This window comes from Nocardia noduli, from assembly GCF_019038455.1.
In the GTDB taxonomy this organism is placed as follows: domain Bacteria; phylum Actinomycetota; class Actinomycetes; order Mycobacteriales; family Mycobacteriaceae; genus Nocardia; species Nocardia noduli.
On record NZ_JAFMPL010000113.1, the window covers coordinates 1 to 26,939 of the forward strand.

Consider the following 26,939-nt stretch of genomic DNA (forward strand, 5'->3'; position numbering starts at 1 on the left):
CCTCTCACGGGGCCACTTCCGCCCCCTCCCACCCGCACTGATGCCGTTACCAGCGACAATGCACCCGTTGACCCGCAGAACGGAGCCCACGATGATCGCCCCGACACAACCGACCGCACCCGAACGGGTCGAATTGGTGATCGGCGGTATGACCTGCGCGTCGTGCGCTGCCCGCATCGAGAAGAAGCTGAACCGGCTCGACGGCGTGACCGCGAGCGTGAACTACGCGACCGAGAAGGCCCGCGTCGACGTCACCGGTGACATCTCCCCGGAACAGCTGATCGCGACCGTCGAGCAGGCCGGTTACACCGCCGCGCTACCCGCGCCGAAGGTCGACGCCCCGACCGAGGACACCGACGCGGACGACCCGAGCGCGGCATTGCGCACCAGGCTGCTGATCTCGATCGTGCTGACCGTCCCCGTCATCGCCATGGCGATGATCCCGGCACTGCAATTCGACAACTGGCAGTGGCTGTCGCTGACGCTGGCCGCGCCGGTCGTGGTCTGGGGCGCGCTACCGTTCCACCGGGCCGCCTGGACCAATCTGCGCCACGGCGCGGCCACCATGGACACCCTGGTGTCGATGGGAACGCTCGCCGCGTTCGGCTGGTCGCTCTACGCGCTGTTCTTCGGCACCGCGGGAACACCCGGTATGAAGCATCCGTTCGAATTCACCATCGCGCGGATGGACGGCACCGGCAGCATCTATCTGGAAGCCGCCGCGGGCGTCACCACGTTCATCCTAGCCGGGCGGTATTTCGAAGCCAGGTCCAAGCGCAGGGCGGGCGCGGCGCTACGGGCGCTGCTCGAACTCGGGGCCAAGGAGGTCTCGGTCCTCCGTCGCGCCGGCGATTCTCACAGCGCAGGTGACTCTCACAGCGTGGGCGACTCCCGCAGCGCAGGCGATTCTCATCGCGCGGGCCACACCCCGAGCAGCACCGGGGTTGTCTCGACCAGCACCGACAGGCGACCGAACGGCGCTGTCGAACAGCGTATTCCGATCGAACAACTGGCAGTCGGCGACGAATTCGTCGTCCGTCCCGGCGAGAAGATCGCGGCCGACGGCACCGTCGTCGAGGGGTCGTCCGCTATCGACGCGTCCATGCTGACCGGCGAGTCGGTGCCCGTCGAGGTCGGTCCCGACGACGCCGTGGTCGGCGCGACCGTCAATGTCGGCGGCCGGATCGTGGTGCGCGCCACCCGCATCGGCTCCGATACCCAGCTCGCCCAGATGGCCCGCCTGGTCGAGGAAGCACAGACCGGTAAGGCCCAGGCCCAGCGGCTGGCCGACCGGATCTCCGGGATCTTCGTCCCCGTGGTGATCGCGCTCGCGGTCGCGACACTCGGATTCTGGCTCGGCACCGGCGGTTCGGTGGCGGCGGCGTTCACCGCGACGGTGGCCGTGCTGATCATCGCCTGTCCGTGTGCCCTCGGGCTGGCCACGCCGACCGCGCTGATGGTCGGCACCGGGCGCGGCGCGCAACTCGGCATCCTGATCAAGGGGCCCGAAGTGCTCGAGTCGACGCGGCGCGTCGATACCGTCGTCCTCGACAAGACCGGCACCGTCACCACCGGCCGGATGACCCTGCTCGACGTGGTCGCCGCCGAAGGCGAGGACGTCACCGAGGTACTCGCCCTCGCGGGCGCGCTGGAGGATTCCTCCGAACATCCGATCGCGCGCGCCATCGCCGCTGGCGCGCGGGAGAAAACGGGCACGCTGCGCGCGGTCGAGGATTTCTCGAATATCGAGGGACTCGGGGTGCAGGGCGTCGTCGACGGGCACGCGGTGCTCGTCGGCAGGCCGCGGCTGCTCGCCGACTGGTCGCTGGAACTCGGTCCCGCACTGGAACACGCGCTGAACACGGCGCAATCCGAGGGGAAGACCGCGGTCGCGGTCGGCTGGGACGGTCGCGCGCGCGGCGTGCTGGTCGTCGCGGACGCGGTGAAACCGACCTCGGCCGAAGCCGTCGCGCAGTTGAAGGCGCTCGGTCTCACCCCGATCATGCTCACCGGGGACAACGCCGCGGCGGCCCGCGCCATCGCGGACCAGGTCGGTATCGACGAGGTGATCGCCGAGGTACTGCCCGAGGACAAACTGGCGGTGATCACCCGGCTGAAGAGCGAAGGCAAGGTCGTCGCCATGGTCGGTGACGGTGTCAACGACGCGGCGGCGCTGGCGGGCGCGGATCTGGGTCTGGCGCTGGGCACCGGCACCGATGTCGCCATCGAAGCCGGTGATCTCACCCTGGTGCGCGGCGATCTGCGGTCGGCCGCGGACGCGATCCGACTGTCGCGCCGCACGTTGGCCACCATCAAGGGAAACCTGTTCTGGGCCTTCGCCTACAACGTGGCCGCCATCCCGCTGGCGATGGCGGGCCTGCTGAACCCCATGCTCGCCGGTGCGGCGATGGCGTTCTCCTCGGTGTTCGTGGTCAGCAACAGCCTGCGACTGCGCGGTTTCCGCTCCACCGCGAGCTGAGGAACCGGACCCGCCGACACCGACGGTCAACCCCTACCGCGGGTCGGCGGGTTTCGAATCAGGGCTGGAAGACGACGCGCCCCACCGTGCGACCCTCGGCGAGCCTGGTCAGACCGTCGGGGACGTCGGCCAGGGCGAGTTTCGCCCCGATCAACGGCGCGAGCGCACCCGATTCCGCCAGCGCGGTCAGCTCGAGATGGCAGTCCCAGACCGACGCCGGATCCTTCTGCTTGTACAGACCCCAGTGCAGGCCGACGATCGAATAGTTCTTCACCAGCGCGTGATTCAGCGCGGGCGCCGGAATCCGGCCCGCGGCGAATCCGACCACGAGAATCCGGCCCTCGAAGGCGACGCATTTGGTGGACCGGTCGTAGCTGTCCCCGCCGACCGGGTCGTAGATGACATCCGCGCCGCGACCGCCGGTGGCCTCGCGCACCACGTCGACGAAATCCTCCTGGCTGCGGTCGACCACGATATCCGCGCCGAGTCCGCGCGCGACCTCGACCTTGTCGGGCCCGCCGACGACCGCGATCACCCGCGCACCGGCCGCCTTGCCGAGCTGGACCGCCGCACTGCCGACCCCGCCCGCCGCGGCGTGCACCAGCAGCGTCTCGTCACGGCGCAGCGCCGCCCGGCGATGCAGCCCGAACCAGCCCGTCTGGTAGGCGATATGGAATGCGGCGGCCGCGGCGTCATCGAGAGTCGGCGGGGCGGGCTGGGCGTCGGCGGCGTCCATCACGGCCATCTCGGCGAAACCGCCGTGCGGCAGGGACGCGGTGCCGATGACGCGATCGCCGACCGCGAATCCGGTGACACCGGACCCGACGGCAACGATCTCACCGCACAGTTCGACACCGGGCGTGAAGGGCAACTCCGGCCGGATCTGATAGTGGCCCCGGCACATCAGCACATCGGGGAAATTCGCGGCCGCGGCGAGTACCCGGACGACGAGCCGACCCGGTTCCGGCTGCGGGTCCGGCAGATCGGCGAGTTCGAGCACGTCACCGGGTTCCCCCAGGCGCGTAATCTGCCAGGCTTTCACATCAATCTCCGTTCGATGGGGTTCGGGACAGTCGATCCGGCGGCGACTGACTAAGCGCTTGCTTAGACCTCTAGAGGGTGGCTCAAACCCGATCGGGCGTCAAGGGGGCGGCGGTCGCGACGGCCGTACCGGCACCGATACGGCCCGCCGGGTTCAGGAGGCCCGCGAACCGACGATCCGCAATGCCAGCGAGCGGTAGTAGGTCCCGATCCGTTCCGGGGTCCAGGTGCCGTCGTCGCGATACCACCGCGAGACATCGACCCCGAGGGAAAGCAATGCCATGGCCGTCATCGCGATATCGGGAGTATCGAAGACCCCGGCGGCGACACCGCGTTCGACGACAGCCCTGACCTCGGCCTCGATCGCACGACGGATCGCGGTGATCTCGTCGAGGTGATCCGGGGACAACGCCGTCAGCTCGTAATTGACGATGCGCGCCGTCTCGTGATGGGTGGCGTGGTGCTCGGCGAAACGATCGGCGATGGTCGCCAACTGCACGGCCGGGTCCGGCGACACCGCGACGGCGCCGCGCACCAGCCGCAACGTCTGCTGGTGACCGTCACGGGAGATGATGTAGAGCAGATCCTCTTTCGAGGGGTGGTGCACGTACAGCGCGGCCGGGCTCATATGCGCGGCGGTCGCGATATCGCGGGTGGTGGTGGCGTGAAACCCTTTACGCGCGAAGAACTCGACAGCCGCCGCGACCAACCTGGCACGCGCGTCGCCGGATTCCGCGTCGGTATTCGCGCGGCCCCTGGTCGCTCCGGGCATGACCGTCCTCCTTCCACGCACCGCGAGTCGCCGACGAAATCCGCGAGACGGACCTGACCGATCACTCTAACGAGACGCGAACCCCCACCGCTGATCGCCGAGGTGAGGGGCAGGGCGGACCTCGACGCGCCGATTCGCGGAACCAGCCCCTCGACGGCAGCCGACCGAACGCGGCGCGCCCGGACACGAAGCCCGCGAACGCGGCGGATCGAACCGTGCGTCGAGCCCGTCTAGCGGGCGACGCGGCGGAATTCGGTGGTGGCCGCCCCCGGCCCCTCGCTGGCGATGATGCGCAGGCAGGCGTCGTGTTCGGACTCACCGGGGCGGCATTCGTTTCGTAGGCGCAGGACGGCTTTGGGCAGATCGATGCCCAGCACGTTCGACAGCCGCATCGCGTCGACCTTGGCCACGGAAACCCTCCTACGTCTCGAGAGAACGATGAATTCGAGACCGATTCGCTGACGAGGTACCCGGCCGACCGGTTGCTGAACCCTCGAATTCGGTCCGGTCCCGCACAGTAGTCGGGTTGCCGGAAGTTTCGCGGCTTCTCCAGCGAACACAGCCGGAATCCATGCTGATGAGCGGTGGCATCGGCGCGCCGCCGCGCCGGGGTGTGGAGAAAGAGAGCGGATGACGAGATTCGAACTCGCGACCCTCACCTTGGCAAGGTGATGCGCTACCAGCTGCGCTACATCCGCACGCACTCGACGGGCATCCGGTTACCGGAACCGCGTCATCGTGCGAACGTGAACTTTAGTCGACCACCGACACAAACCGGAAATCCGCAGGTGAGAGCTCTCCTGCCGGGACGTGACCACCGGCTGCGCCGAAGGTGGGCGGCATGGGCGACACCCGTTCGGACCGATCGGCCAGGAGTTTGCCCGACGCGAATATCGGGCATACCCGACCGTGCCGACGCGAGCCAGATGGACGCGAAGCGGCGCGGCGGACGGTCCGCGCACACCCGCCGCGCGCCCCAACGGTCATGCGGAACGACGGTCCCTGTGACAGAACTCTCCGGTCAAGGCACCTTTCGTATGACGACCCGGTTATCGGGGCACGGGCTGCGCCGTACCGGCGAAAACGTGCGCGTGCTCGGTCACCCACTCCGCGTACCGCCGCGGCGGCCGACCGAGCACCTGCCGCACGTCCTCGGTGAGTACCGCGTTACCCCCGGCGCGGACATAGGCCTGTCCCGCGAGCGCCCCCTCCACGTATTCCGGCGTCATCCCCGCCTCGACCATATGCGCGCGTGCGTCCGACTCCTCGATATCGACGACCTCGATCCGGCGACCGAGAACCTCGGCCAGCGCGGCCGCCTGGTCGGCGGCACCGAGCAGTTCCGGCCCGGTCAACGTGTAGATCCGCCCGGTGTGGGCCGGGGAGCGCAGCGCCTCGATGGCGACGGCGGCGATATCGCGTGGATCGATGACGCCCTGGGTGCCCGCACCCGTCAGGTTGGGAACCGGCTGACCGGCGCGGATGGGGTCGGCCCAGCTCAGGGTGTTGGAGGCGAACGACGACGGACGCAGCACGGTCCATTCGAGCCCGCTCTCGCGCGCCGCGTTCTCACCGGGCAGGTGCCAGGTGCTGAAATCGCCGAGGCCGGGTTCGCCGGTGCCGATGGCCGACAGTTTGACCACGCGGCCGACTCCCGCCTCGCGGGCGGTGTGAACGAGGTCCCTGTCCACCTGCGCGTCGTCCGGGCCGAGTACCCCGACCAGGAACACCGCGTCCACGCCTGCCATGGCCGCCGCCATCGAGGCCCGATCGTGGTAGTCGCCCCGGACGACCTCCACCCCGGCCGGGACGTTCGCGCGCCCGGGGTCGCGTGTCACCGCACGCACCCGAATTTCCCGGGCCGAGGCCTGCCGGACGATCTCACTGCCGATGGTGCCCGTGGCACCGGTAACCAGAATCATGGTGACGAGCCTGGTCCCGGATTCCGGCGTTCTCTAGGAAATTTCGGCACGGACACCGAGGTCACCGCGTGCCTACAGTGGTCGGGTGACCACCTTCGCGCCGCCGACCCCGATACTCGCCGACGACCTCGCCGAACAGGCGATCTCCGCGCCGGAATCGCTGCGACCGTGGTTCACCGAACTGGCCCGCATCCCCGCGGGCACCGACCTCTCCGGCTCGTTCACCCACATTCCGCAGGCCGCGACCACGATCGTGCTGCGCGCGGAGACCGGCGGTCGTCGCGAGGCGCTGGTCATCGGTCCGCGGACCCGCGCGAGCTATTCGGTCACCGACCGGCCCGCGAGTTGCACGCGGGTACGAATCGCGCCGGGCGCGGTCGGGCAGTTGCTCGGGGTGCCCGCGGTCGAGTTGACCGACCGGATCTTGCGCCTCGGCGAACTGCCGGGGGTCGCGGCCGAACTCGCCGACGACCTCGCCGGGCTGGACGCAGACGAGATCTTCGCCTTCCTCGCGGCCGAACTGCCGAAACGGATCTCCGAGGACCGTGCCGTCGACGCCAGACGCGGTCTGCTGCGCGCGGCGACCGCGGCGCTGTCCGGTTCGACAGCGGTCCACGCGTCGGCCGCCGAGTTGTCGGTCAGCGAACGTCAACTACGGAATCTGTTCACCGCCGAGATCGGGGTCTCCCCCAAACTCTTCGCCCGCATCGGACGCGTCCGCCATGTCATCACGCGGGTCGCGGGCACGCCGCTGGCGCAGATCGCCGCCGACAGCGGTTACTACGACCAATCCCATATGGCGGCGGATTTCAAGGCGCTGATGGGTGTGGCGCCGACCGGATTCTTCCGTGGCGATCTGCCCGCGCCGACAGCGTGCGCGAACACCCCGCGACCGGGCGGCGCCTACTCCCGTTCCTCGCGGGTGGCCTTCGCCGCTGCCCGTTCCGCGGCCTCGGCGGCGTCCATGGCATCGGCCTCCTCCAGCGTCGGCGCGCTACCACCCAGGCGGGCGGGCACCCAGTAGGCGCCCGGCTCGTGTGCGTAGTCCTTCTGGAGATCGGCGAGCAGCCCCTGCATGGTGACGCGCAATTGCGCGGTCAGCTCGGCGGCGGGTTCGTACGGCGGGATCGGCGCGCCCACCGCGATGGAGATCGGAGTATTGGTGCGGCCCAGTCGCTTCGGGAACCCCTTGGTCCACACCCGCTGCGCACCCCAGATCACGATCGGGATGATCGGCACGTCGGCCTCGATCGCCATGCGGGCCGCACCCGACTTGAATTCCTTGATCTCGAAACTGCGGCTGATCGTCGCCTCCGGATACACCCCGACCAACTCGCCGCGACGCAGGTAATCCACCGCGGCCTTGTAGGAATCGGCGCCCGCGCCACGGTCGACCGGAATATGCTTGAGCGCCCGCATGATCGGGCCGGAGACGGAGTTGTCGAACACCTCCTTCTTGGCCATGAAACGGATATAGCGCTTGGGGGTGCGGACCGGCAGACCGGCGTAGGTGAAGTCCATGTACCCGGTGTGGTTGACCGCGAGCACGGCACCACCCGAGGCGGGGATATGTTCATCACCCACAACGGTGAACTTCAGGCCTTCGGCGAAGAAGACGGTCCGGGCCAGCCCGATGATCGTGCGGTATACGGGTTCCACAATTCCGCTAGCGTAGTCGCAGACCATCCCCCTCCGGCAGAGGCGTCGCCACGGACCGGAAACGGGAATGTCTTCGACCCCGGTATTCAACGAAAGAGGATCGTCGAAGTGGAACGCGCCCGACCGCTATCGCGTGAGCACGACCGAACCGCGCGATGTGGCCCCGGCGGATTATCCGTCCTCGCGCGGATGACGGTGATCGGCGGCGTCGCGGTGACCGCGTTCGTGCTGACCGCGTGTGATTCGGTCTCCGGTATCCCCGTCGATGATCCGGCCCCGGTGCGCACCGAGGCGATCAGCACCACGTCGGCCGCGGTCCCGACGACGCAGGCCCCGACCACCGTCGCGCTGCCGCCGCCGCCCGAGGACGCCCCGCCGGTCGGCGCGGTGCCCGGACTGCCCGACGCCGCGGTCGCCGTGCGCCGCTGGGCCGCCGACCTCGAGACCGCCACGAGCACCGAACTCCAGGCCAAATGCTGGAATATGGCTCCGGCCAACGTCACCGGGATGTACCAGAGCAAACAGACGATCCTGAGCGCGCTCGCCCAGCCGGGGACCGTCAGCGCGGACACCGTCACCTGGAAGAACCGCGCCACCACCGTCACCGTCGAACGCGATCTCATCCACACCGGATACGCCTGCCCCCGGGTGTTTCCCGCGGGCACCGAAATCGGCTACAACGACGCCGATGCCAGGCATACGGTGCGCCGTTACCTCGCTCGATTCGTGGGCGAACCGCTCGACGCGGCCGACAAAGAAGGTGACTACCCGCTGGTCTGCAAGGCCGCCGCGGCGACGTGGGATCCGCAGGACACCGGGTCGCCGACCCGCGCGCCGCTGGCGAACAACCCGGGTAGGCTCACCGGTGTCACCGAATTCGACGGTCAGGAAATCAGCTCCGACCAACTCGGTGCCGAATACATCACCGTCGACGTGCCGGTCACCGATTCGACCGGAACAACCAAGACCCGAACGTTCACCTTGGCCCAGGGTCCGGACGGCTACTGCATCGGAGATATCTCGCCGTAGCCCGCCCGGAGGCGGCGGCCTGCGTTTCCACGCGGGGCACTACCCTTGATGGCTGGTAACGGTCAGGAGGAAAACAGCTCGTGCAGATCACCAGCGTCGGACACGCAGGCTTCCACATCCGCACCGCGGCCGGGTCGATCCTCTGCGATCCCTGGGTCAATCCCGCGTACTTCGGGTCGTGGTTCCCCTTCCCCGACAACACCCAGCTCGACTGGGACGAGCTGGGCGATTGCGATTTCCTCTATGTCTCCCACCTACATCGCGATCATTTCGACGCGAAACATCTCGTCGATCACGTCAACAAGGACGCGACGGTCCTGCTGCCGGACTATCCCGTGCCGGACCTGCGGCGAGAATTGGAGAAGCTCGGCTTCCACCGGTTCTTCGAGACCGATAATTCGGTCAAACACACCGTCAGCGGACCGGGCGGCGATATCGACATCATGATCATCGCGCTGCGCGCGCCCGCCGACGGTCCGATCGGTGACTCCGGAATCGTCGTGTCCGACGGCGAGACCACCTGTTTCAACATGAACGACGCGCGCCCGGTGGATATGGACGGCCTGCACGACGCGTTCGGCCATATCGACATCCACCTGCTGCAGTACTCCGGCGCCATCTGGTATCCGATGGTCTACGACATCCCGGCCAGGACGAAATCCAATTTCGGCAAGCAGAAGCGTCAGCGCGGAATGGACCGGGCGCGCAGTTATATCGAGCAGGTCGGGGCGACCTGGGTGGTGCCGTCGGCCGGTCCCCCGGTCTTCCTCGACGACGAATTGCGCTACCTCAACGACGATCGCGGCGACGAGGGCAATATCTTCCCCGACCAGGCGGTATTCCTGGAGCAGATGCGCATTCACGGCAACGAGGGCGGAATCATGATGATTCCGGGTTCGGTCGCCGACGTCCGTGGCGCGGAACTCGAACTCACCCACCCGTTCGATCCCGGCCTGATCTACGACAACAAGGCCGAGTACATCGAGAAGATGGCGCATCGTCTGGCGCCGGTCCTCGAGGCGGAGAAGGCGGCGTGGATCACCGGCGACGGCTCGCTGCTGGAACCGCTGCGCGAACTGTTCGAGCCGATCATGGCGCAGTCCGATCTCATCTGCGACGGCATCGGCTACCCGGTCGGCCTGGTCATCGGCGCGGAGACCGTCGTCCTCGACTTCCCCGCGCGGGTGGTGCGCGCGCCGATCGAGGGTGAGGGCAAGTACCGCTACGGTTTCCGGATCGCGCCCGAACTGGTGCGCACCGTTCTGCACAACAGCGAACCCGACTGGGTGAATACCGTATTCCTGTCGACCCGCTTCCAGGCGTGGCGTGTCGGCGGCTACAACGAATTCCTCTACACCTTCTTCAAATGCCTCACCGACGAGCGGATCGCCTACGCCGACGGCTGGTTCTCCGAGGCGCACGACGATTCCGCGTCGACCGAATTGGCGGGCTGGGAGATCCAGCGCCGATGCCCGCATCTGAAGGCGGACCTGTCCAAATTCGGTGTGATCGAGGGAAATACGCTCACCTGTAATCTGCACGGCTGGCAGTGGGATCTGGAATCGGGTCGCTGCAAATCCTCCAAGGGCAACGAACTCCGCTCGCGCAAACTCGTACCGTAGATCCGCCCTCCTTCGGCCGGGCCCTGGCCGAAGGAGTTCTCCACGTGCGAATCAGGCTGTGCTCTCGCGAATCAGGCGGCGATCTCCCTGGTCAGGCGCGAGGACCACGGACACCAGAAGCAGCCGGGCAGGAATGCGCCGCAGGCCTCGTCGAGGTGGTCTTCGACGTAGGTGATGCTCGAGTCGCAGACTTCGATCGCCATGGTGAAGAAGGTGATCGTGTCCGGGTCGAGGTGGAAGTTCCAGCCCGGGTTGTAGTCCACCATCTGCTTGCGCAGACGGCCCATGACGTGGATCGACATGGTTTCCTCGCCGGACAGGATGCGGCGCGCTTCGGAGATACGTTGCTCGTTGTTCAGCCGGATGATGAATTCTTTGCCCGAGTAGTCGGTGAATGCGAAGTCCGCCATGAATTCCCCTGTTCGAAGATTCGGTGGGTAGATCATTCGGTGTCGATCATTCGGTGGTCATGGAACGAGCATCGATGCCAGACGAGCATAAGGGCAGCCGGGGCATCCGGCGATGATTTCCGCATGGAAATTGCTGCCCTACAACATAATTGGAAAAATGGTTGGTTTCGACCGGGACAACCGGCGATGCGAATGCCGATCAGCCGAGAGTGCGCGCGTGACTTCCGCTGTGCTCGACAATTCGCGACCGCCGCGACGGTTTGACCGACGAGATCAATTCACGTACCGCGATAGCACCGCGGGCAACGGGCGCGGCGACCCTTCCCTCGACGTCGATCAGGACGCCCGACGGTGTACCGCGGACCCGGTACCGCAGCGCGACCTCGTTTCCCTGCTGAACCAGCGCCGGTATCTCACCGAGCCCCTGTTCCACACCCCAGGCCGCCTGCTCGGCGGCATCGCCGTTGCCGAGCACCACGATCGACAGCGCGTCACGTGCGCGCGCCTGCCAGCGCGGCAGCTCCCGCGCCAGGGCGGCGCACATCTCGCAGCCCGGATGCACGAAGACGAGCAGGATATGCGCGCGCCGCGCCAGCAACGATTCCAGGCTCGTCCGCCGGCCCGCCGGATCGAGCAGTTCGAATTCCGGGGCGACGGCGCCGACGGGAAGACCTTCCGCCCCGAGCGTCGACAGCGCCTGCTGATCCAGTCGCCTGCGCAGGCCCGCGACCGCGCCGACCAGCCACGTCAGCACCGCGGCGAGCACCGCGAGGATCGCGAGTCCGACCGCGTCCTGCGCGGGCAGTCCGGCAGGCACCCCTGGCCGCGCGATGGAACCGACCAGGACCAGCAGCACCAGCGCGATCAGAATCCCGTTGCGCACCAGTGTCATCCGGCCGATCGGCGTCGGACTCAACGCCCCGAAACACGAACAGGACGGATGCTCACCGGCGCGCAGCAGACGTGCCACCGCGCCCGTGAACACCACGAGCAGCAGTAGCGCCGCCACCGACGCGGCGACCGCCGTCCACGGTGGAAGCACCGCGACGGCGACGGTCGCCTCCACGATGGGCAGTGCCGTCGCCACCGCGGGCGCCCATCGTATGGGCACCCCGAAATCGGTGACGGCCGTGCGTGTTCCGACCCGATCCACCGCCTTTCCCCATGCCGAGAGTCCGAAGACCACACCGACCAACAGCCGCGAAACCCACACCCCGTATTCGATCAGCATGAGCCGCACCCTTACATACCGAAGGCCGCGTGAACCGCTATTCCGGGAGAACGGGAGTCCCCGGCGCGCGTCGCTCAAGCAGCGGCGGGAGCACGGCGGCCGCCGGCGATCACGACCGCGACGAGGGTCAGGGCGCAGCCGAGCGCCGTCGGCACCGAGATGCCCGCCGAGGTCGGGGTGAGCAGGTCGAGTACGAGCGCGGCGGCGAGTTGTCCGGCGACGGAGGTGAGGCCGAGCAGCAGCACCCCGATCCAGCGCACGACCAACGCCGCGAGGGCGATGAAGGCGACGCCGATCAGCCCGCCCAGGTAGAGCCACGGTTCGGTCGGCGGATCGACACCGTGACCCGAGGTCGTCAGCAGCGCGGACTCCAGTGCGAGGAGAGCGACTATCCCGACGGCGAAATTGGTGAGTGTCGCGGCGAACGGACCGCCGACCGCGCCGACGCGGCCGTTGACCGCCTGCTGCCAGGCCAAGCCGACACCCGCGAGCGCGGGCAGCGCGATCAGCAGTCCGACGGGCAGTCCGCGCAGGGAGTCCGGCAGGGCGAGTGCCCCCGAGGTCCCGCGCGAACGTCCCGCGCCCGCGATCAGCACCGCGCCGATCGCGACGACCGCGCCGACCAGGCGGAGCGCGGTGACGGGCGTTCGTCCACTCGGACCGATTCCGAGGCGATCCACCACCAGACTGCTCAGCAACTGTCCCGCGACAGCGGCGACGGTGAACGCGGTGACGCCGATCGCGGCCACCGTCAGTCCCTGACAGGCGACGAACAGCGCGCCGCACAGTCCACCGAGCAACTGCCACGGGCGCAGCGTCCCCGCGGCGAGCGCGCCGCGCACCCGGCCCATCGCCGCACGCAACCGTCCACTCAGCGCGAAGGCGACGAGCAGAACCAGCAGTCCCGACCCGAAACTGATGGTGGCGGCGGCGATTCCATCGTGCAGGCGAGCCCCGAGCGCCCCGTTGATCCGCCCCTGCACCGCGACTCCGGCGCCGATGCAGAAACCGCAGACCAAACCCGATGTGCGCCGCGCATCCACCAACGCACGGTACCGGGCCACCGGACCGGGGCTTCCGCCCCGGCTATCGCCGCCCGCCGCGACGCGGAAGCCAGGCCGGGGCGACCAGTGCGATGACCAGCATCACGACACCGAGCAGGGCGATCGTCGTCGACAGGGACAGCCACAGCGTGGCCAGCGCGACGAATCCGAAGACGGCCAGGGCCACCACCTCCGAGAGCAAGCCGGATACGGAGGTGACGGTGGCTCGGGCCGGACCTTCGATGGCATCCTGCAATCGCGCCTCGGCGACCACTTCGGCGTTGAAGACGATTCCGTAGGCGATGCCGATGGCGACGAAACCCGCGCCCGCCAGCGGATAGACCGCAGCGGGATGCCGCGCCGCGAGTCCGGCGGCCAGCGCGCCGCCGATGAACAAGACACCGCCGATCACCAGCGCGATCGCCATGGTCCGGCCCGACATCGCCTCGGTCCGCCCGGCCAGCAGTGAACCGGTGAGCGAACCCGCCACCGTGACGCCGACGAACAGCGGCACGATCGCCGTCGACACGCCCGCCGTCTGCGCGAGCAGGGCGAAATACTCGTCGTAGGCGGTCACACCGTAGATCAGCGCGCCGAGCAGGACGCCGTTGCGGACGTGGCGTACCCGCATCGACTCGCCGATTCCGGCGCTCAGCATCGACCGATACCGCGTGAAGACCCGGGGCTCGCGACCACCGATGCCGGGAACACCCGCCGCCACGACCCCGCCGGGCAGCGAAGGGACGGGCGGCGCGTCGTCGTCGAGTGCTTCGATATCGGCCGCCGACACCGCCTTGGGCGCGCTCGGCAGGGTCAGGGCGGTCAGGCAGTGCAGCCCGGCCACCGCGACGCTCGCCCAGCCGACCAGCGGATAACCACCCCAGGCGTACAGCGGTGCCGCGGCGAGGATGGCGAGCACCACCGCCGATTCCTGAGCGGCCCTGGTGTATCCCATGATTCGGGGATAAGCCGACGACGCGCCCGCGGCGGTCAACTCGTCGTAGACCAGCGCCTCGAAAGTGCCGGACTCCAGCGCGCCCGCGATACCCCAGACCACGAAACCCACCGCGAACCCGAGGAAACCAGGTGCGACGGTCCACACCGTGAATCCGGTGCACATCAACAGCGCGGCGAGTATCAGCATGGCGCGGCGCGACACCGTGTCGGCCCACGCGCCCGACGGCACCTCGAGGACGAAGGCCGTCAGCGACCACATCGCCAGCAGCAGCGAGATCTGCGCGGTGCTCAGCCCGTGATCGGCGAACAGCAGCGCGTAGAGCGCGTAGAGCGGTATGAGGTCACGCGAACCCCGGAAGAGGATCGCGCGCACGGTGAGGCCACGTACGCCGTGGCTTCGACCCTTCAGCAGGGCCGTCAAGGCATCGGCGGATCAACAGCCGTAGAAGAGCAGACGCATGTACCGAGCTTGGGCTGCCGCGCGGGCGACGTCAAGCGATTATCCGAGCGGAAGCCAGCCGTTGGCGGCGTGGCGCGAATCGTCGTCGAGTTCTCGGTCCGAGGCGCCGGGACCGACCCGGCCCTGACCTTCGTTCAGATCGCTGATCAGCGCCGACACCGGATGGGAATCGCTGTAGTGGTATCCCTGCGCGAGTGCGAAACCGAGTTCGGTCAGCACCGCCGCCTGGTATTCGGTCTCGACGCCCTCCGCGATCACCTGGAGATCCAGCGACTTGCTCAACGCGGCGATGACACCGAGTAGCGGCGGCGCCGGGGAGTCGGAGCGGATCGCGGCAACGAAGGACTGATCGACCTTGAGAATGTCGCTCGGCAACGTCGCCAGCCTGCTCAGCGAGGAATATCCGGTGCCGAAATCGTCGATCGCGATCCGCACCCCACGGTCGCGCAGGGTGTGCAGATTCGCGATGGCCGTCTGGGATTCGGCGGCAAGCTCGCTTTCGGTGACCTCGAGGACGAGTTGATCGGCGGGCCAGCCGGTACTGGCGAGAATGCCCGCGACGCGGTCCGCGTATCCGGATTCGGCCAGCTCCAGCCCGCTGACGTTCACGTTGAGAGTCAGATCGAGCTGGGCGAAGGTGTCCTGTAGTCGCGCGGCGTCGGCGCAGGCGCGGCGCAGCACGAGTTCGTCCAGATCCGAGATCAGGTCGTATTCCTCGGCGACGCGGATGAGCCCCTCGGTGGTGACGTCCGGCTGCGCGCTCGATGACCAGCGCAGCAGCGCCTCCACGCCGACCGCCTTGCCGCCGCCTTCGGTCAGGCTGACGATCGGCTGGTAGTGCACGTCGAGCGCACCGGTGTCGATGGCCTCGCGCAGTTCGACCGCGAGCGGCAACTGCCGGGAGGATTCGAGCACGGTGCGATTGCGTCCGGCCTGCTTGGCCCGGTAGAGCCCGACATCGGCGCGGCTCACCAGCAGTGACCCGGACTCACCCGGCTGCCAGGAGGTGACACCGGCCGAACAACCGGTGGTGACCGCGGCGCGCAACTGCTCGGTGAGCAGGATCGCGGCCTGTTCGGTGGTGTTGGGCAACAGCAGCGCGAACGCGTCACCGCCGTAGCGGGCGAGTCGCTGATCGGGGGTGAGCAGTTTGGCCCAGGTGTCGGCGACCCGTTGCAGGACCGCGTCACCCGCGCGATGCCCGAGGTGATCGTTGATCTTCTGGAAGCGATCGAGGTCGACCAGGACCAGCGCGAGGCCCTGCCCGGAACGGGTGGCGAGTTCGATCGCGGAATTGAGCGCCCGGTCGAATCCGCGCCGGTTCAGCAGGCCGGTGAGCACGTCGATATCGGCTTCCGACGCCATCCTGGTCAGGATGCCGACCACGACGCCGACGCCGAAGGTGACACCGGCCGGAATCAGCCCCGACCACCACGGCAGATCGCGGGTCGGCAGGACGAGCAGGCAGAGCAGCATCGCGAACGCCAGATGCGCGGCCGCCTGCGACCAGCGGAAGAACAGCGCGGCGTCACAGGCCACGAAGACGTAGAAGGCGGCGAGACTGATCGCCCCGGTGGTATTCGGGAACGAATGGATCGCCACGGTGATGAGCACCGTGGCGATGGCGACGTAGGCGTGATGGATACCGTGCGGCATCCGTGGACCCCATACGAGCAGCGTCGATCCCAGCACCAGCGCTACCGCTGCCGCTATCGCCACCAGCGGTCGATTACCCTCGTCTCCCGGGGCTACGGCCGTGATGAGCAGGCCGAGCACACCACCCATGACGTAGAACGCCCCGGTGGTTCGAGCCATGACCATTGCCGTCGCCAACGCCGATGCCGCCCGCACCCGGGTTCGGGTATCGCCGCGCGCCCCGATTCCTCGCACGGGGAACAGCCTAAACACAACGCATCTCGTCGGTTGCCACATCCCCGTAATCCGACCCGGCGAACCGATAGCTATTTACCTCCCGGTCACCTGGGAGGCGTCAGCACCTCGGTGCCGACGAACGGCACCAGCGCCGCGGGCACCCGCACCGAACCGTCGGCCTGCTGGTGGTTCTCCAGGATCGCGACGATCCAGCGCGTGGTCGCCAACGTACCGTTCAAAGTGGCTGCGATCTGCGGTTTTCCGTTCTCGTCCCGGTATCGGACCGCCAGGCGGCGCGCCTGGAAAGTCGTGCAGTTCGAGGTGGAGGTGAGCTCGCGGTAGGTCCGCTGGGTGGGAACCCAACCCTCGCAGTCGAACTTGCGGGCCGCCGAACTGCCGAGATCGCCCGCCGCGACATCGATGATGCGATAAGGCACCTCGACGGCCGCGAGCATCTCGCGCTCCCAGCCGAGCAGTCGCTGATGTTCGGCGTCGGCCTGGTCGGGTGTGGTGTAGACGAACATCTCGACCTTGTCGAACTGGTGCACCCGGATGATGCCCCTGGTGTCCTTGCCGTAGCTGCCCGCCTCGCGCCGGAAACACGACGACCAGCCCGCGTACCGCTCGGGGCCGCCGCTCAGATCGAGGATCTCGCCCGAGTGGTAGCCCGCCAACGGCACCTCCGAGGTGCCGACGAGGTAGAGATCGTCGTCGGCGAGGTGGTAGACCTCGGCCGAATGCTGTCCGAGGAATCCGGTGCCCGCCATGATCTCGGGCCGCACGAGAACCGGCGGGATCATCATCGTGAAACCGTTGGCGACCGCGCGCTGCGCGGCCAGTTGCAGCAGGCCGAGCTGGAGCAGGGCGCCGTATCCGGTGAGGAAGTAGAACCGCGAGCCCGACACCTTCGCGCCGCGTTCCATATCGATCACACCCAGCGACTCGCCGAGTTCCAGGTGGTCCTTGGGTTCGAAATCGAAATCCCTTGGCGTACCGACGGTTTCCAGGACGATGTAATCATCCTCGCCGCCGGCGGGCGCGCCGTCCTGCACCACGTTGGAGATGGCGCGGTGCGCGGCGTCCAGATCGGCGTCCGCCGCGCTCTGGGCGACTTCGGCTTCCTTGACCTTGACCGACATCTCCTGCGCCCGCGTGAGCAGGGCCGGACGTTCCTCCTTGGACGCCTTGCCGACCAGCTTGCCCATGGACTTGTGCTCGGCACGCAGATTGTCCGCCGCGGCCACGGCCGCACGGCGCGACGCGTCGGCCTCGAGCAGGGCGTCGACGAGGGCCGGGTCTTCACCGCGGGCGCGCTGCGAGGCGCGGACCGCTTCGGGGTCTTCCCGCAGGAGTCGGAGGTCGATCATGGGTGATCAGCCTAGTGGGCGCGGTATCGCGGTTTCACGCCGATATCGGTGGTACCGGGGCGCCGACCGCGCGGAGCGCGCATAGTGGGCCTGTGGGCACGACTTTCGACGAAACCACCATCGACGACGCCGTGGCGGATCTCGCGGCGGGCGAGAAAGCGTGGGCGCAGACCTCGCTCGGCAAGCGCGGTGAACTCCTCGACCTGATCCATCGGCGGACGGCCCGTTTCGCCGAGGACTGGGTGCGCGCGGCCAGGACCATCAAGGGCCTCGACGCGGGATCGCCCCTGGTCGGCGAGGAGTGGATGTCGGGTCCGCTCGCGATGTTGCAGGCCACCGCCGCCCTCTCCGCGACCGTGTCCGCGCTCGACAAGGGCCGCAGTCCGATCGACGGCATATCCCTCGGCAGCGCGCCGGGCGATCGGGTCGCCGTGCCGATCCTGCCGCTCGACATCTACGACCGGTTACTGCTCAGCGGCTTCCGCGGCGAGGTCTGGCTGCGGCCGGGGGTCGACGCCGACACCGCTCGCCGCAGAGCCGGACTCGCCCAGCTCGATCCCACCGCGACCGGCGGGATCGGTGCGGTGCTCGGCGCGGGCAACATCACCTCGATTCCGCCGCTGGACGCGCTGTACGAACTGTTCGCGCACAACCGGGTGGTCGCGCTCAAACTGAATCCGGTCACCGACCCGCTGTTCACGGTGTTCGAGATGATCTTCGCGCCGCTGCTCGAACTCGGCGTGCTGCGCATCCTGCTCGGCGGCGCGGAAGCGGGCGGCTACCTGGTCGGTCACCCCGGTATCGCGCACGTCCACATGACCGGCAGCGCGCAGACCCACGACGCGATCGTGTGGGGTCGCGGCGCCGACGGCGAGAAGCGCAGGAAGAGCGGCGAGCCGCTGCTGCGCACGCCCATCACGAGCGAACTCGGCGGCGTCTCCCCGACCATCGTGCTACCCGGGGACTGGTCCGAGGCCGATCTGCGCTTCCAGGCCGAACACGTCGCCACCCAACGCCTGCACAACAACGGCTACAACTGCGTCGCGACACAGACCGTCGTGATCGCCCGGGACTGGCCGCAGAAGCGCAGATTCCTCGACGAACTGCGCACCGCGCTCGAACTGGCGCCCCAGCGCGCCGCCTACTATCCGGGCAGCGACGGCCGGGTCGCCGACGCGCTCGCCGCGTATCCGGGCGCCGAACGGCTCGGGCAGGGCCGGGTGCTCGTCTCGGATCTGCCGCGCACCGGAACCCCGCTGCTGCGCACCGAATACTTCTCCCCCGTGCTCGGTGTCGTCGAACTGCCGTATTCGGGCGGCGATTTCCTCGCCCGCGCGGTCGATTTCGCGAATACCGAGCTGACCGGCACGCTCGGGGCGAACATCATCGCCGAACCCACCACGATCGCCAGACTCGGCATCGCCTTCGACCGAGCGCTCGAGCGGCTGCGCTACGGCACCATCGCGGTGAACGCGTGGACCGGACTCGCCTTCCTGACCCCTCGTGCGGCGTGGGGCGCTTTCCCCGGCCACACCCTCGATGACGTGCAGAGCGGAATCGGTGTCGTACACAACGCCTTCCTGCTCGACGACGTGGAACGCACCGTGGTGCGCGGCCCCTTCCGGCCCGCCCCGCGCTCACTGTTCGCGGGCGAACTCGCGCTCTCGCCCAAGCCACCGTGGTTCGTCACCAACACCACCGCCGCGCAGACCGGGCGCAAGCTGACCGAGTTCTACGCGGGATCCGAACCCGTCCGACTGCCCGGCCTGTTCCTGTCCGCGTTCCGTGGGTGACGGGGCATACCGGGCGACGGGCCGGATCACACCAGGTCGTGGCACCGGGGCACAGACACTGCCATGATGGACCGCGATGTCCTCCGACGATGAGCCCCAGGATCCGCAGATGCCCGTGCCGTCTTCGGGCGACTCGCCGCGTGGCGAGTCGTTCCCGCAGTCACTGATCATCGACCGCCAGTCGGTCAGACACCTGTCGGCGTCGAAGCTGCGCTGGGTGCTGCTCGCCGTCGCCGTGGGCGCGGTGCTCGCGTCCCTGGTCGGACTCTTCGTCACCGGATTCGACAACGAGAAGGGGCTGGAGGCGCACAATCCCGGCGCGCCCGTCCAGTCGGTGCTCGACAAGGAATTCGGCACGGCGGCGCGCGGCGACTGCCTGAGCTGGTCCAAGCCGGATCGTTCCGATCTGGTCAAGGTCGCCTGCTCGAACAAGCACCTGTTCGAGGTGGCCGCCGATATCGATATGAGCAAGTACCCGGGTGTGGAATTCGGCCCCGGCTCCCGGTTCCCGGATTCGCTGCGGCTGACCGAGCTGAAAGAGGAGCACTGCGTCCCCTCGGTCCAGCAGTACATGGGCGGGCGTTTCGACCCGCGCGGGAAGTACGTCGTCGGCCTGATGTACCCGAGCCCGGACGGCTGGAAGCACGGGGACCGCACGCTGCGCTGCGGTGTGCAGTACTCGGGCAGCTCCGGCACCCCGCTCGCCGCGTCGGGCAGCGCGGCGGACCACGATCAGTCCAAGGTGTTCGAGCCGGGCACCTGCCTGGGCATCAACCAGAATCTGCCGACCGATCCGGTCGACTGCGCCCAGGCGCACGCGGTCGAGATCATCTCCACCGTCGACCTGGCGGCCCGCTTCCCCGGCGGTCCGCCCGTCAAGGAAGAGCAGGATCGTTTCGTCGAAGAGGAGTGCACGCGGGCGGTCACCGACTATCTCGGTTCGCCGGACGCGGTCCGCAACAAGACGTTGACGCTGTTCTTCGATTATCTGGACGCGCGCAGCTGGCTGGCGGGCAGCCGCAAACTGGACTGCATGATCGGCAAGGGCACCGACCGCGAGGGTTTCGCGCCGATCATCGGTTCGGCCAGGGGCGAGATCCTGATCAACGGTCAGGCGCCGGTTCCGCCGCCGAATTCCGGACGCTCCACACCGACGCCGCTGCCGGGGGCCGCGCCGTTGCCGCCACAACCGCAACCCAGGTAGACATGCCGGTTTCCATGTCCGAGAACCGGTTCGAGGAACTGGTCGGCGACGCGCTCGATCTGATCCCGCCGGAGTTGACCAGGGCCATCGACAACGTGGTCGTTCTGGTGGAACCGCGTGACCCGGACGACCCACATCTGCTCGGGCTGTACCACGGGATCGCGCTGACCGAACGCGACAGTCATTACGGCGGAGCGCTTCCCGACACGGTGACCATCTACCGCGACGCGATCCTGGAGATCTGCGACGACGAGAATCAGGTGGTCGAAGAGGTCGCGATCACCGTGATCCACGAGATCGCACACTATTTCGGTATTCCCGAGGAGCGCCTGCACCAGCTGGGTTGGGGCTGATCCGCGATCGGTCGTGAGCGGATTTCCTGAGCCGTGCCCGGCACGGCGGTACCCGCCGACCGCACTCGACGCGCGGCCGGTCTTGCGAGTTCGCCCGCGGCTGGGCAAGATCGCAAGGAAATAAGGGGATTCGATGGAACCGATCGCGTAGCTGTCGCGTCCTATCACTCGAAGGGGGAATTCTCGTGGTTCCGCCCCATAGCCGCCACTAGAAGGAGTCGAGTCATGGTTGGCCTGGTAAACATCTCACCCGAAGTCGTTCTCGCCGCCGCCGCCGAGCTCGATCTGCTGGCCGAGCGGCTGGGGGTCGCCGCCGCGCTCACCGCACCGGCGACACATGTCATCCCCTCCGGTGCCGAGGAGGTGTCGTGGCTCGCCGCGAACCACCTCAACCGGGGCGCGGGCACCCATGACACGGCCATCGCGGCCGCCCAGCTGGAACTGCACCACGCGGCCGCGACCCTGCGGATGCAGTTGGCCACGCACGTCGCCGACGACACCCTCAAGTCGGGTGTCATGAACGGGATCGCCGGAACTATCGGCGCGTAGGTCCGTGGGTCGCCGTCCACGCGGTGACCACCGCGACCACAACCGCCGAGCACAAACACAAGGGGAGACAAGTACATGACCGCAGGAATGACCGGGGTTTTCTGGCTGCCCCGCATGGCCGAATGGAATTCCACGGCCCTGAACACGGGCGCGCACGCGATCCCGATCTCGGCCGCCGCCACCGCGTGGGGCGGGCTCACCGCGGCATGGGTCGACGCGACCGCGACGACGACCCGCGTCATGGCCGAACTCGGCATCGGCATGCAGGGCGTCAACGGTATCGCCGCGCTGTCGCGGCTCGTCGGCTTCACCGGGTGGTCCGAGCAGCAGGGCATGATGGCCGCGGCCATGGGGGCGAAGGCGGCGGCCAACGCCACCGCGTACACCGTCGCCTCGATCGCCATGCCGAGCCTTCCGGAGATCGTCGCGACCAACGGCGCCGTCGTCGCGTCCGCGAATCCGGCGGGCGCGGTGTCCGGCACGTTCGAAGCGGCCGAAATAGCCAAGAACGCGATGGATTTCCGCGCCGCGATGGTGATGGAGGTCTACGAGGCCCAGACCAGCGCGATGGTCGCGACGCCCGGCGAATTCTCCACGCCGCCGCCGATCGCCAACGGCGCGGGCACCGCCGACGCGGCGCAATCGCCCGACTCCGCCTTCGGCAACGATCCGGTGCAGGCCGCGGTCGGCGCGGCCCTGTCCGCCGTCAACAACCCGGCTCTGGCCAACGCGGCCACCCAGGTCGCCAATGTCGCGGGCTCGGTCGCCAGCGGCGGCGTCGGCACCGTGGGAAATCTCGGCGCGAACGCGATCTCCGCGGTCGGCAACGCCGTGTCCTCCGGCGGCCCGGCCCCTTCGGCACCCCTGGTCGGCGGACTCGGTTCCTTCGGCTCGCCGTCCGGCGAGGCGTCGACCCGGTCCGCGTCCGCGGGATCCGGGGTTTCGGTCAACCTGCACAACGGTTCGCTCAAACTGCCCGAGGGCTGGGGTTCGGGTGGCTCGATCGGCTCGACGCCCGCGTCGGCCCCGATCGGCGAGACGACCGTCACCCGCGTCGACGCGACGCCGGTGCGTTCGGCCACCTCGTCGGGTAGCCCGCTGCTCGGCAACGCCAGGAGCGAGCGCGACGAGGAGAACGAACACAAGTCCGCCGATTACCTCAACGACGACCTGTTCAACGACGGCCGCTCCGTGGCGGACGGCGTGATCGGCGCCTCCGGGACGGCTCAGTGACGATTCTGGGTGAGGGCCGCGGCCCATCGATGCTCGGTGGCGTCCTGTTGTCGCTCGACGAGATGCAGTTCCTCATGGAGGAATTGCAGACCGACGAGATGCCCGTCGTGCTCCAGGCGGTGGGTCGATACGACAACCAGAACGACCACGACGTAGCGATGAAAGCGGCCTCCCAGTCGCTCGTCGATCGGGAATTACTGATCGACGGTGCGGTACATCAGGAACTCGAAGACCGCCTGCGGACGCTCAACCGCCCCCACTGGGTGCTGGCGCTGCGGCTCGTCGTCGAGGGACAGGTGAGTCGGATGTGTCTCGCGAAGGGCGACGATCTGGTTGTCGTCGCCCTTCGCGGGCCCGATTCGTATGCCATCGACGAGGTCCAGGAAGATCTGCCCGGCCCGATGATCGCGGCCCTCGGTGCCGCCGAACCACTCGACCTGACCGGGATGAACGCTCGAACCGATCTGCTCGCACCGATTTTCGAGGACACCGGGGACAGCGCGGCCACCGCGAACCGGCTCGCGAAGGTCGGCAACCCCGCGCGTGACGCACAGGTTCTCGCCTCGGCACTGGTCGAGATCCGTTCGCACGTGCAGATCTCCGGCGTGGTGTACGGCGACGGCACCCGCGATATCGCCGACAATCACATCGCCGTCTTCAACACCAGGGGCGGACGGTTCATCATCACCGCCAGCGTCGCCGACGACGGCACCAAATGGTCGTCGATCAGCAGCGGCACGAACGCCCGTCTGCGCCAAGCCCTGCTCGATCTGATCGACTCCCTGCCCGAGCGGGCGGATTTCCCGACCGACAAGGCCAAATCCGTCTGAACGTCAGCCCATCGGGTCGTCGGGGGCCGGTGCCACTTCGAAGGTGAACGGTGGGACGAATCGGCCCCACCGCAGGCATTCCCAGCCACCGTCGACCCGGGGGGACAATTCGATGGTCTCGGTGTTGTCCAGATGGTTGTTCGTGGTGAACGGCGGGGTGACACCCGCGATACTGCGGGCAACCAATCGCATTGCCGCGCCGTGGGTGACGAGCACGACGTCACCCGCGTCCGCACCCGCGAGGTACTCCGCGCGCACGTTCTCGATCACGGGCAGGAACCGCGCGAGCACCTCGTGACCGGACTCGCCGCCGGGAGCGCGCTGCGCCAGATCACCGTCGTGCCAGGACCGGTAGATCCGCTGGAAGATCTCGTGCGCTTCCACGTCACCGCGGCCCTCCATATCGCCGACCTGTACTTCGTACACGCCGTCGAGGACCGAGGCCGCCACGCCGGTGGTGGCTTCGATATAGCCCGCGGTTTGTCTGGCGCGCAGCGCGGCCGAGGAGAACAGGGCGACCGGCGGCGCGAGCAGCGACGAACCGAAGGTCTTCGCCTGTGCCGCACCACGTTCGGTCAACGGGAGCCCGGGCACCCTGGTGTCGAGAATCTTGGCGACATTTCCCTCGGTTTCGCCGTGCCGGACCAGAATCAACTTGCCGTTCACAGATCCGCCACCCCCTTTCGCAATTGGATCAGCCATTCCGCGCCCGCTTCGTCCGACGGCGGCGGTGTACCGGTGGCCGAGGTCGCCGGCCAGGAACCGAGGTATCGGATCCTGCCCGCTGTTCGGTGCAGCGCCTTGAGCGCCTCGGCCACCGCGGTGTCATCGATATGTCCCACACAGTCCAGGTAGAAGCGATAGGTTCCCATCCCCGTGCGGGTCGGACGGGATTCGATTCTGGTCAGGTCGATCCCCCTGGTGGCGAATTCGGCGAACGCGCGCATGAGCGAACCCGGCTCGTTGGTGAGTTCGAGCACGATCGAGGTCCGGTCGGTGCCGGTCGCCGGGGGCGCCACCCTCGGGCGGGTGACCAGGACGAAACGCGTGATCGCCTGCTCGTGGTCGGCGACACCGGAGGCCAGCGCCGTGAGACCGAGCCGTTCACCCGCCAGGGCGGTCGACACGGCCGCGTCGGCGCGTCCGGCGACCACATCCTCGGCAGCGGCCGCGTTGGACGCCGAGGTGAAGATCTGCGCGTCCGGCAGGTGCCGGGAAACCCAGTCGCGAACCTGCGCGCCCGCGACCGGATACGCGGCCAGCAGCCGCACATCGGCGAGCGTGGTGCCGGTCCCGGCCAGGATGGTGAAACTGACCTCGAGTTCTGTCTCGGCGACGATCTGCAATCGCGGCCCGATCGCCAGCGAATCCAGCGTCGCCGAGATGGAACCTTCCACCGAACTCTCGATCGGGACCACCGCGCCCTCGACGGTTCCGGATCGGATCAGGTCGAGCGCGCCGCCCTGACTCGGTGCGGCCACCCGTTCCACGGGCGCGTCGAAGACACCCGCCGATTCGAACTGGGCGAGCGCCATCTCGGTGAACGTTCCTGACGGTCCGAAGTACGCGATTCGGGGCACAACTACGAGATTACTGGCGCGACGGGTGGGCGCGTGGCGAGTGGATGCCCGGAAATCCCGGTCAGCCGATCTCCAGCACGGTCAGGGCCGCGATCACCGCCTCGGCGGCCTCGGTCTTCTCGGTCTCGATGGCGAGCAGTACCCCGCGCAGCGCCTCGACGGCGGGTGGTTTCAACGCTGTCAGGAACGCGATGTCGGGACGGGCCATGGCGAGGCGGATGTCCTCGCCGCACAGCGCGGCCACGGTCGCCGCGACGATGGCCAGGGCGCGTTCGCCGGAATTCGTGCGTGCCACGAACCCGGTGTCGGTATGGACGATGCCCGCGAGGAAATCCGCGATCTCGGTGTCGGGACGATCCGCCGACAGACGCGGAACTCCGGGCGGCGCACCGGAACCGGTGTCGCACACCAGACCCCGCACCAGACTGCGCCGCGCGGGCGCGGTCAGCGAGATCAGCACGGGTTCACCCTCGGGACCGTGACCCGTTTGCGCGCCGTTCACCACGGGGTCAACGGTAGCGTGCCGCGCACGGCGTGACGGCACCTCCATCGCCCGTCCGTGACCCACGCCGGGGGAACTTCCGAAATCCGTTCGGCGCGAGCGCTTGCGGAACCTCACCCGGTGACTTAGCTTAGGTTTACCTAATTCTTCTTCGCCGTTCTCGAACGTCCATCATTCGGAGGTCCGCATGCCGAACCAGACCGTCACACCGACCACTGCCGAGCGAGTGCGCAACGCGTGCGCCCACGCCGAGCAGGCGGTGCTGGCACTACCCGGCATCGACCCCACACCGACCTCCGTGCACTACCTGCGCCAGTGCGGCGACGTCGTGATCGCCGTCCCCTCCGGATCCACCGCGGCCGTACTGATCGGCAACTCCAGCCCCGGCGGCGCGGCCGCCGTCCTCGAACTCACCGACCACGCCCCACTGCCACTGCGCGAACCCGTCCGCGCGCTGGTCTGGCTACGCGGCGTGGTCCGCGCCGTACCGGTCCCCGCACAACGGGCACTGGCCTCCGAAGTCGCCAAGGACCACCCCGACCCGGCGCTGCTCGACGTCGGACACACCGCGACACTGCTACGGCTGGTGATCGGCTCCGCCGTCATGGCCGACGCCACCGGCGCCGAATCGGTCTGCGTCGACCAACTGCGACTGGCCCAACCCGACCCGTTCTGCACGGTCGAATCGGCATGGCTGCAACACATGGAATCCGACCACGGCGACCTCGTCACCCAACTCGCCCGCCACCTGCCGCCGAAACTACAGACCGGAGCCGTCTACCCGCTCGCCATCGACCGCTACGGCATCACGCTCCGCGTCGAAGGCCACGACGGCGACCACGACTTCCGCCTCCCGTTCAGCGCCCCCGCCGACGATATCGAGGCACTGAGCCGCGCCGTCCGCACACTGGCAGGCTGCCCCTTCCTCAACGGGCTGCGGAGATTCTAGCGGCCGAGGCCGCGGGGTTCGCGGCCCCTTTGTCTCGCGTCCGAGCGGTCGAGACTCGCGCCGGGGGTGGGGAGTTGGGGGG

Annotated in this window: 24 protein-coding genes, 1 tRNA gene and 1 pseudogene; 11 read left to right on the plus strand and 15 right to left on the minus strand. The window is 68.3% G+C overall.

All coding sequences use genetic code 11. The annotated features are described in order from the left end of the window. Nucleotides 1–91: 91 nt before the first annotated feature. On the plus strand, nt 92–2,479 hold the full coding sequence (locus JZ792_RS35160) for a heavy metal translocating P-type ATPase (protein ID WP_216917220.1): 2,388 nt from the start codon (nt 92–94) through the stop codon (nt 2,477–2,479). A 58-nt stretch (nt 2,480–2,537) separates the two neighbouring features. On the opposite strand, the gene JZ792_RS35165 is transcribed toward JZ792_RS35160, so the two are convergent. The 5 genes from JZ792_RS35165 to JZ792_RS35185 form a co-directional block, all read right to left on the minus strand. Next, nucleotides 2,538–3,521 (minus strand): NADPH:quinone oxidoreductase family protein, encoded by a 984-nt coding sequence (locus JZ792_RS35165; protein ID WP_216917221.1) that lies wholly within the window; start codon nt 3,519–3,521, stop codon nt 2,538–2,540. Between the two features lie 153 nt (nt 3,522–3,674). Further along, nucleotides 3,675–4,292, minus strand: a complete 618-nt coding sequence (locus JZ792_RS35170; RefSeq protein WP_216917222.1) for a TetR/AcrR family transcriptional regulator — start codon at nt 4,290–4,292, stop codon at nt 3,675–3,677. 230 nt (nt 4,293–4,522) lie between these two features. Beyond that, on the minus strand, nt 4,523–4,702 hold the full coding sequence (locus JZ792_RS35175) for a hypothetical protein (protein ID WP_109522876.1): 180 nt from the start codon (nt 4,700–4,702) through the stop codon (nt 4,523–4,525). Nucleotides 4,703–4,917: 215 nt separating this feature from the next. After that, nucleotides 4,918–4,990, minus strand: a tRNA-Gly gene (locus tag JZ792_RS35180). Between the two features lie 351 nt (nt 4,991–5,341). Further along, entirely contained in the window at nt 5,342–6,214 is an 873-nt protein-coding gene (locus tag JZ792_RS35185; RefSeq protein WP_216917223.1) for an NAD(P)H-binding protein, read from the minus strand. 394 nt (nt 6,215–6,608) lie between these two features. On the opposite strand from JZ792_RS35185, the pseudogene JZ792_RS43120 reads away from it, so the two are divergent. Then, nucleotides 6,609–7,052, plus strand: a pseudogene (locus JZ792_RS43120) (helix-turn-helix domain-containing protein); the annotation flags it as partial. 65 nt (nt 7,053–7,117) lie between these two features. On the opposite strand, the gene JZ792_RS35190 reads toward JZ792_RS43120, so the two are convergent. Continuing rightward, nucleotides 7,118–7,873, minus strand: a complete 756-nt coding sequence (locus JZ792_RS35190; RefSeq protein ID WP_216917224.1) for a lysophospholipid acyltransferase family protein — start codon at nt 7,871–7,873, stop codon at nt 7,118–7,120. Between the two features lie 189 nt (nt 7,874–8,062). On the opposite strand from JZ792_RS35190, the gene JZ792_RS35195 reads away from it, so the two are divergent. Next, nucleotides 8,063–8,902, plus strand: coding sequence for a hypothetical protein (locus JZ792_RS35195; protein ID WP_216917225.1), 840 nt, complete (start codon nt 8,063–8,065; stop codon nt 8,900–8,902). 80 nt (nt 8,903–8,982) lie between these two features. After that, nucleotides 8,983–10,524, plus strand: a complete 1,542-nt coding sequence (locus tag JZ792_RS35200) for a Rieske 2Fe-2S domain-containing protein (RefSeq protein WP_216917226.1) — start codon at nt 8,983–8,985, stop codon at nt 10,522–10,524. Nucleotides 10,525–10,595: 71 nt separating this feature from the next. Here JZ792_RS35200 and JZ792_RS35205 read toward each other — a convergent pair whose 3' ends face one another. The 6 genes from JZ792_RS35205 to serS form a co-directional block, all read right to left on the minus strand. Further along, a complete protein-coding gene (locus JZ792_RS35205; protein WP_216917227.1) occupies nt 10,596–10,934 on the minus strand; it encodes a BP74-related protein in 339 nt (112 codons plus the stop codon). Nucleotides 10,935–11,133: 199 nt separating this feature from the next. Next, on the minus strand, nt 11,134–12,165 hold the full coding sequence (locus tag JZ792_RS35210) for a TlpA family protein disulfide reductase (protein ID WP_216917228.1): 1,032 nt from the start codon (nt 12,163–12,165) through the stop codon (nt 11,134–11,136). A 74-nt stretch (nt 12,166–12,239) separates the two neighbouring features. Continuing rightward, complete coding sequence (locus JZ792_RS35215; protein ID WP_216917229.1) at nt 12,240–13,208, minus strand: DMT family transporter; 969 nt, start codon at nt 13,206–13,208, stop codon at nt 12,240–12,242. 43 nt (nt 13,209–13,251) lie between these two features. Beyond that, nucleotides 13,252–14,586, minus strand: coding sequence for an MFS transporter (locus JZ792_RS35220; protein WP_254190776.1), 1,335 nt, complete (start codon nt 14,584–14,586; stop codon nt 13,252–13,254). A 78-nt stretch (nt 14,587–14,664) separates the two neighbouring features. Continuing rightward, complete coding sequence (locus JZ792_RS35225) at nt 14,665–16,440, minus strand: putative bifunctional diguanylate cyclase/phosphodiesterase (RefSeq protein ID WP_254190777.1); 1,776 nt, start codon at nt 16,438–16,440, stop codon at nt 14,665–14,667. Between the two features lie 161 nt (nt 16,441–16,601). After that, nucleotides 16,602–17,864 (minus strand): serine--tRNA ligase, encoded by a 1,263-nt coding sequence (serS, locus tag JZ792_RS35230; RefSeq protein ID WP_216917230.1) that lies wholly within the window; start codon nt 17,862–17,864, stop codon nt 16,602–16,604. 92 nt (nt 17,865–17,956) lie between these two features. Here serS and JZ792_RS35235 point away from each other — a divergent pair, with 92 nt between their 5' ends. From JZ792_RS35235 to JZ792_RS35260, 6 genes are all read left to right on the plus strand, one after another. After that, a complete protein-coding gene (locus JZ792_RS35235; RefSeq protein ID WP_216917231.1) occupies nt 17,957–19,657 on the plus strand; it encodes an aldehyde dehydrogenase family protein in 1,701 nt (566 codons plus the stop codon). A 76-nt stretch (nt 19,658–19,733) separates the two neighbouring features. Then, complete coding sequence (locus tag JZ792_RS35240) at nt 19,734–20,861, plus strand: septum formation family protein (RefSeq protein ID WP_254190778.1); 1,128 nt, start codon at nt 19,734–19,736, stop codon at nt 20,859–20,861. 2 nt (nt 20,862–20,863) lie between these two features. Next, nucleotides 20,864–21,214 carry a metallopeptidase family protein gene (locus JZ792_RS35245; protein ID WP_216917232.1) on the plus strand — a complete coding sequence of 117 codons (351 nt, stop codon included), beginning with the start codon at nt 20,864–20,866 and terminating at the stop codon, nt 21,212–21,214. 225 nt (nt 21,215–21,439) lie between these two features. Then, nucleotides 21,440–21,763: a PE domain-containing protein gene (locus tag JZ792_RS35250; protein ID WP_216917233.1), complete on the plus strand. Its 324-nt coding sequence runs from the start codon at nt 21,440–21,442 to the stop codon at nt 21,761–21,763. A gap of 75 nt (nt 21,764–21,838) precedes the next feature. Next, nucleotides 21,839–22,996: a PPE domain-containing protein gene (locus JZ792_RS35255; RefSeq protein ID WP_216917234.1), complete on the plus strand. Its 1,158-nt coding sequence runs from the start codon at nt 21,839–21,841 to the stop codon at nt 22,994–22,996. Beyond that, nucleotides 22,993–23,826, plus strand: coding sequence for an ESX secretion-associated protein EspG (locus JZ792_RS35260; RefSeq protein ID WP_308165580.1), 834 nt, complete (start codon nt 22,993–22,995; stop codon nt 23,824–23,826). The genes JZ792_RS35255 and JZ792_RS35260 overlap by 4 nt, the downstream gene beginning before the upstream one ends. A 3-nt stretch (nt 23,827–23,829) precedes the next feature. Here the strand turns inward: JZ792_RS35260 and JZ792_RS35265 are convergent, their stop codons facing one another. From JZ792_RS35265 to JZ792_RS35275, 3 genes are all read right to left on the minus strand, one after another. Then, entirely contained in the window at nt 23,830–24,492 is a 663-nt protein-coding gene (locus tag JZ792_RS35265; protein ID WP_216917235.1) for a histidine phosphatase family protein, read from the minus strand. Then, the gene (gene pheA, locus JZ792_RS35270) at nt 24,489–25,406 is read right to left on the minus strand and encodes a prephenate dehydratase (protein WP_216917236.1); all 918 of its coding nucleotides are present in this window, start codon (nt 25,404–25,406) and stop codon (nt 24,489–24,491) included. Before pheA ends, JZ792_RS35265 begins: the two co-directional genes overlap by 4 nt. Before the next feature lie 61 nt (nt 25,407–25,467). After that, nucleotides 25,468–25,911: a hypothetical protein gene (locus tag JZ792_RS35275; RefSeq protein ID WP_308165581.1), complete on the minus strand. Its 444-nt coding sequence runs from the start codon at nt 25,909–25,911 to the stop codon at nt 25,468–25,470. A gap of 184 nt (nt 25,912–26,095) precedes the next feature. Between JZ792_RS35275 and JZ792_RS35280 the strand changes: the two genes are divergently transcribed. Continuing rightward, nucleotides 26,096–26,857: a DUF2470 domain-containing protein gene (locus JZ792_RS35280; RefSeq protein WP_216917237.1), complete on the plus strand. Its 762-nt coding sequence runs from the start codon at nt 26,096–26,098 to the stop codon at nt 26,855–26,857. The last annotated feature ends 82 nt before the right edge of the window (nt 26,858–26,939 follow it).